This is a genomic window from uncultured Oscillibacter sp., assembly GCF_910587525.1.
Taxonomy (GTDB): domain Bacteria; phylum Bacillota; class Clostridia; order Oscillospirales; family Oscillospiraceae; genus Oscillibacter.
On the sequence record NZ_CAJULS010000136.1, the window covers coordinates 1 to 5937 of the forward strand.

6 protein-coding genes are annotated in these 5937 nt (G+C 59.9%); all 6 read right to left on the reverse strand.

Annotated features, from left to right (window positions below; translation table 11 throughout):
* Window positions 1-877, reverse strand: an 877-nt coding sequence (gene dprA, locus QZ326_RS10745) for a DNA-processing protein DprA (protein ID WP_295745028.1), incomplete at its 3' end; no start/stop codon positions are given.
* A 130-nt stretch (window positions 878-1007) separates the two neighbouring features.
* The gene (locus tag QZ326_RS10750) at window positions 1008-1766 is read right to left on the reverse strand and encodes an RNA methyltransferase (protein ID WP_295745029.1); all 759 of its coding nucleotides are present in this window, start codon (window positions 1764-1766) and stop codon (window positions 1008-1010) included.
* Window positions 1767-1791: 25 nt separating this feature from the next.
* A complete protein-coding gene (lysS, locus tag QZ326_RS10755) occupies window positions 1792-3288 on the reverse strand; it encodes a lysine--tRNA ligase (RefSeq protein WP_295745031.1) in 1497 nt (498 codons plus the stop codon).
* A 14-nt stretch (window positions 3289-3302) separates the two neighbouring features.
* Window positions 3303-3767 (reverse strand): transcription elongation factor GreA, encoded by a 465-nt coding sequence (gene greA, locus QZ326_RS10760; protein ID WP_295745033.1) that lies wholly within the window; start codon window positions 3765-3767, stop codon window positions 3303-3305.
* A gap of 113 nt (window positions 3768-3880) precedes the next feature.
* Window positions 3881-4654, reverse strand: a complete 774-nt coding sequence (locus QZ326_RS10765; RefSeq protein WP_295745035.1) for a hypothetical protein — start codon at window positions 4652-4654, stop codon at window positions 3881-3883.
* 126 nt (window positions 4655-4780) lie between these two features.
* Window positions 4781-5461: a dihydrofolate reductase family protein gene (locus tag QZ326_RS10770; protein ID WP_295745037.1), complete on the reverse strand. Its 681-nt coding sequence runs from the start codon at window positions 5459-5461 to the stop codon at window positions 4781-4783.
* Window positions 5462-5937: the final 476 nt, after the last annotated feature.

Below are 5937 nucleotides of genomic sequence, written 5' to 3' on the forward strand. Positions count from 1 at the left end.
GCTTGTCCGGGAATCGCGCGGCATACCAGCTCAGTACATCCCGGGGCTCCGTGACGATGATACCGCCGTCCCGCAGGATGCGGTTGCACCCCGCGCTGGCGGGCGCGTCGATGGGACCGGGAACGGCGAAGAGGTCCCGTCCCTGCTCCAGGGCGGTGTTGCCGGTGATGAGCGCACCGCTGTGCAGCGGCGCCTCTACCACCACGGTGCCCACCGCCAGACCCGCCATAATGCGGTTGCGCACAGGGAAGTGAGACTTATCCGGCTCCGTCCCCGGCGGGTACTCGGACAACAGCGCCCCCGCGGCGGCCACGTCCTCGTAGAGATAGCGGTGCTCCGGCGGGTAGACCACGTCCAGGCCGCAGCCCAGTACGCCGATGGGCACGCCCCCGCCTCGGAGCGCACCCCGGGTGGCTGCGGCATCCACACCCCGGGCCAGACCGCTGACCACAATGGCGCCGCCCCGGGCCAGTCCGTAGCCCAGCTTCTCGCCGCAGTTCTCACCGTAGGGCGTACACTTCCGGGTACCCACCACCGCAATGACGGGTTCCTCATCCACCGGTGGCAAATGGCCCCGCACATACATCAAAAAGGGCGGGTCGTAGATATTTCTCAGCCGGTTGGGATACTCCGCGTCCTGAAATGTCAGGATGCGCAGCCCCAGCCGGCGGCAGTCCGAAAGGATTTTCCCGGCGGCGGCCAGATTCTTCTCCTCCAGCGCCTCCGCCTGTTTTTTGGTAATGCCCTCTGTCAATAGAATTTCCCCGGCATCCGCGTAATACGCATTCTCCGGGGTTCCGAAATGGCGCAGCAGTGCCAGCCGGGCCTGATTTGTCAGGCCTGGCAGTTCCGCCATCCAAATCCAATATTTCAGCATAATCCCGCCTCCTTCGCCCTTTTTCCTGAAAGACTGTAATGACACTTGTTTTTGTGAAGCAAAACTTGGGGGAAAAGGGGCAAAAAGAACTCTGCCGCCGCTGGACATTCCGCCGGTTTTTAAACAGTCTCTAGTCATTCCGCGCACCCTCCCACAGCACCACGGCGGCCGCCGCCGCGGCGTTGAGGGACTCGCAGGTTTTGGACATGGGGATTTTCACCGTCCGGTCACACAGTGCCAGGGCCGCCTGGGACACGCCCCGGCCCTCGCTGCCAATCATGACGGCGCAGCGGCGCAGGTCCGCCTGCCGCAGGTCCATCGTGTCCTCCGCCAGGGCGGCGGCGTACAGGGGCAGCCCCGCCGCCTTTACCAGGGCGGCGGCGTGGTCCAGAGTATCCCGGTAAACCGCGCTTCGGAAGTGGACCCCCATGGCGGCCCGGACAGTCTTGGGATTGCAGAGGTCGGCGCATCCCGGCAGGAGAAACACCGTCCAACCGAAGGCGTCGGCGGTACGGAGCATGGTACCCACGTTTCCCGGGTCCTGCACGCCGTCCAGCAGCAGATACCGGCCGGGCTCCAGGGCCTGCGGCGCGTCCCACCGGGGGAGGGCGCAGGAGAAGACCACCCCCTGGGGCGTCTCCATGGGGCTGACGGCCTTCATCACGCTCTCGCTGACCTGCACCAGCCGGCACCCCGCCGGCGCCCGGGAGACGTCCGCCTCCTCAGTATGGAGCACAGTCCGGACCGCGGCCCCCCACACCGCCGCCTCCCGGAGGAGCTTGGGGCTGTCGCACAGAAACTCCCCCGTCTCCTCCCGGTAGGCTTTGGAGGAGGCCAGCTTCCGGAAATGGGTACACAGCGGGTTGGTCCTGCTGGTGATCCTCTCCATGGCCGCGCCTCCTCCCGTAAATTGATCAGTCCAGGGGCTTCATGGTGGGGAACAGCAGCACGTCCCGGATGGAGTCGGCGTTGGTCAGCAGCATGACCGCCCGGTCAATGCCGATGCCCATGCCGCCCGTGGGGGGCAGACCGTACTCCATGGCAGTGATATAGTCCTCGTCCATCATGCCGGCCTCGTCGTTGCCCATGTCCCGCAGGGCCAGCTCGTGCTCAAAGCGGCCCCTCTGGTCAATGGGGTCGTTGAGCTCAGAGAAGGCGTTGGCAAACTCCGCGTGGTTGATGAACAGCTCGAACCGCTCCGTGAGCCGGGGGTCCTTGGGAGATCGCTTGGTCAGAGGGGAGACCTCCACCGGGTACATGGTGATGAAGGTGGGCTGGATCAGCTTCTCCTCCACCCGCTGGTCAAAGGCCTCGTACAGCGCGGTGCCCCAGGTGCGCTCACAGCCCTCCAGGTCGATGCCCTTGGCCTCCACGGCCCTGCAGGCCTCCTCGTCATCGCTGATGGCATCGAAGTCCACACCCACATACTCCTTCACGGCGTCGGTCATGGTCAGCCGCTTCCAGCCGGGGGTCAGGTCAATATCCACCCCCAGCCACTGGACCTGGTAGCTGCCCAGAATATCCTTGGCGGCGGAGGAAAGGATGCCCTCGGCGATGTCCATCATATCGTGGAAGTCGGCGTAGGCCTCGTAGAGCTCGATGGTAGTAAACTCCGGGTTGTGCTTGGGATCCATGCCCTCGTTGCGGAAGATGCGGCCGATCTCATACACCCGCTCGAAACCGCCCACCGTCAGCCGCTTGAGGTGCAGCTCCGTGGCGATGCGCAGGTACATATCCAGGCCCAGGGTGTTGTGATGGGTGACAAAGGGCCGTGCGGTGGCGCCGCCCTGGATGGTGTTCAGGATGGGGGTCTCTACCTCCAGGTAATCCCGGTCGTCCAGGTACTTGCGCACATGCTTGATGAAAGCCGTGCGGATCTGGAAGGTGCGGCGCACGTCCTCGTTCATAATGAGGTCCACGTACCGCTGGCGGTAGCGGGTCTCCTTGTCGGTGAGGCCGTGGAACTTCTCCGGCAGGGGCAGCAGGGACTTGGAGAGCAGCGTCACCTTGTGGGCCTTCACGGAGATCTCGCCCCGCTTGGTCTTGAACACCTCGCCCTCGACGCCCACGATGTCGCCGATATCGGTCTTCTTGAACTTGGCAAACTCCTCCTCGCCCAGCTCATCCACGCGGACGTACAGCTGGATGCGGCCCTTCACATCCTGAAGGTCGCAGAACACGGCCTTGCCCATGCCCCGCTTGCTCATGATGCGGCCCGCCACGGAGGCCGTCTGGCCCTCCAGAGCCTCAAAATTTTCTTTGATCTCGGCAGAACGGTGGGTCACCACGTACTTGGTAATCTGAAAGGGGTCCTGCCCGGCGGCCTGGAGGGCCGCCAGCTTCTCCCGGCGGACTCTTCTCTGCTCGCTCAGATCCTGCTCCGGCTGCTGGGATGTCTTCTGTTCACTCATGGCTGCCTTCTCCTTTACCGCTCAATTTTCAGCACTGTATAGTTGATTATGCCCTGGGGCGCCTCTACGGAAACGGTGTCCCCCTCCTTGGCTCCAATCAGGGCTTTGCCGAAGGGGGATTCCTCAGATATGATGCCGTGCATGGGGTCCGCCTCCTGGGAGCCCACGATGGAATAGGCCGCCTCGCCGGCGGGGCCTTTCACCGTCACCTTGCAGCCAATGGCCACCACGTCGGTACTGCTGCTCTCATCCACGATAACCACATGCTGCAGGATCTCCTCCAGCTCGGCAATACGGGAGTACAGCTTGCCCTGCTCGTTCTTGGCCTCGTCATATTCGCTGTTCTCGCTGAGGTCGCCGAACCCCCGGGCCACCTTGATCTGCTCAGCCACCTCGTCGGACCGGGTGGTTTTAAGATAGTTCAGCTCCTCCTGGAGCTCATCGGCCCGGGCTTGGCTCATCTTGTACTCTTTTTCCATGTCTGCCGCTTCCTTTCTGGTATCTTTTGACCGGAAAACGCTCACCGCTTTCCAGAATATACATATTCTATTTTATTTACAGGGCATTATTATAGTGGTTGGTTTCCAGATTGTCAAGCGTTAAGCACCGTATTCGCGGCCGCAGGACCTGGCGGAGCCGAGGCGCTCACCTGTCCCGAACGGAGAACTCCCGCCTCCAGCAGGGCTGAGAGCAGCTGTCCCCGGCCTGCCCCCTCCGGCAGCCGCTCCTCCAGCGCCGGAGGCAGAGAGAGCCCTCTCATGGGCGCCGCCTCGTCGTACAGGGGCAGCGTCACGCCGCTCCTGCGCCGCAGATCCGTCCTGGGGTCAAAGAGCACCAGGGCGTCGGCCTCCTCCAGCTGCTCCCGGTCCGGCCCCAGCAGCAGCGACACGCCGTATTCCCGCCGCAGCCTGCGGCACAGCTCCTCCCCGCCGTAGGGGACGTCCAGCAGCACGTACCGGTGCCGCAGGGACAGCTCCGTCACCGCCCGCACCAGCTCTCCGGTCATCTGGGCCGCGGACACCGCAATCCGTGCCCCGCCGGGGGATATGCCCCGCTCCGCCAGTCCCTGCCGAACCCAGTCCGATGCCAGGCGGCGGCGCAAGGCCAGAGTGGACACTGGCCGGACACCGTATTTCTCCAGCTGGACTCCATAGGCAAAGTCCTCCGGCAGCACTGCCCGGGTGACGCCCATCTTCCGCATCCGCTTTGCCGCCGACGACACCCGCCGCCGCAAGGACGCCTCCGGCGTTCTGGGCCCTCGGGCCACCTCCGCGCACAAAAAGCGCATGTGCAGAATGTTCCGCTCTGACAGCGACACCTGCTTCTGCCGTATTCCCGGTTCCTTCCACAACAGTATTCCAATCATAAAGCAATTCCTCCCGCTCCATGGTATGGGACGGGAGGAATTTTTATGTTTCCATTGGCTCTCAAGAGAACATTTGTCAAGGGGGATTTCACCCAAAAGATGAAATCCCCTATAAACTGGAATTTGTTAATGAATCACTTTATAACGCAACCTAATATATGAGTCCTCCAAAACCGTACATTCTTGTAATTTCAACACGCCTAATTGTGATAGTTCACTTTTTGATAGTAAGGATTTTCCATCAATCAAGGTGGATGTATCTTTCCCTCCAATTAAAACAGGGGCAACAACAATATCAATATAATCGAATAGTTTTTCCCGAAGGAATAACCCGTTTAACGTACCACCGCTTTGTATAGTAATCCTTTGACAGCCATATTCTGACTTAAGTTCTGTAAGAGCATCCGCCAAAGATAGTTCACTTTGATAAATGATATGAAGATTGGCTTTCTTTATCCTAAATGCTGGATGGTCTTTATTGGAAGTAATCAACACAAATTCTTTTGATAAGGCACAAAAATAGCGAATACCATGTTCAGTCAAATGACCGTTGTCAATTATCACAAAGGAAACAGGCGACTTGTTCGGCAGTTCTTTCATGTTGATACCAATTTTTTCCTGTACTCTGCCAGAGTTAAGCGACCATAAATCTGTTGTCTGCTCTATCTCATAATATTGGTGTAGTCCTTCCTGAACGCCCATAATTTTAGGGAAATCTTTGTCCACATCTAAATCATCTGTTGCTCCTGTGCTGATTTTTCCGTCAACAGACATCAGCATAAATAATGTCGTAATAGGTCTGTCCATTTTATCCCTCCAAATTCAAATTTGTCGATTTGTCACGAGCCAAGTGTACCACAACTGGGAATGACATTCAACCCTCATTTATAGGCGCTGATAGTAGTAGGTAAGCAATGCCCCGGTATATACCCGGTGCAGCTTGTTGGTGGCCGAAGGCCCCAAGCCCCCGGTGATCGGCGTGGCTGCGTCCGATGCACAAGCCGCCATTGGTGTCTGCTGGTATATACCGGCAGGAGAGGACACCCCGGCAGAGCCGCCCCCGGAGGGCGCACGATGGCCGCAGGCCATACCACCAGCCAGCCAGCGGCGGTGGTGAGTAAGTGCGCTCTTCGGAGGGGGCCGGCAAAGAAAACGGAGCGCCCAGGTCATCCCCAGACGCTCCCGCTTCGGTGCCCTTCTGCTGGTCAATCACCGCCTTTCCGGCCTGTGTCATTCTGCCACAAATGAACCGCAGTCAATGTAATGTAGTGGCCTGGTGAAAC

What these genes read in the sequence shown, in the direction of transcription:
- QZ326_RS10770 (WP_295745037.1), bottom strand. Translation starts at nt 5,461, where the DNA reads ATGGACAGACCTATTACGACATTATTTATGCTGATGTCTGTTGACGGA.
- QZ326_RS10750 (WP_295745029.1), bottom strand. Translation starts at nt 1,766, where the DNA reads ATGGAGAGGATCACCAGCAGGACCAACCCGCTGTGTACCCATTTCCGG.
- QZ326_RS10765 (WP_295745035.1), bottom strand. Translation starts at nt 4,654, where the DNA reads ATGATTGGAATACTGTTGTGGAAGGAACCGGGAATACGGCAGAAGCAG.
- lysS (WP_295745031.1), bottom strand. Translation starts at nt 3,288, where the DNA reads ATGAGTGAACAGAAGACATCCCAGCAGCCGGAGCAGGATCTGAGCGAG.
- greA (WP_295745033.1), bottom strand. Translation starts at nt 3,767, where the DNA reads ATGGAAAAAGAGTACAAGATGAGCCAAGCCCGGGCCGATGAGCTCCAG.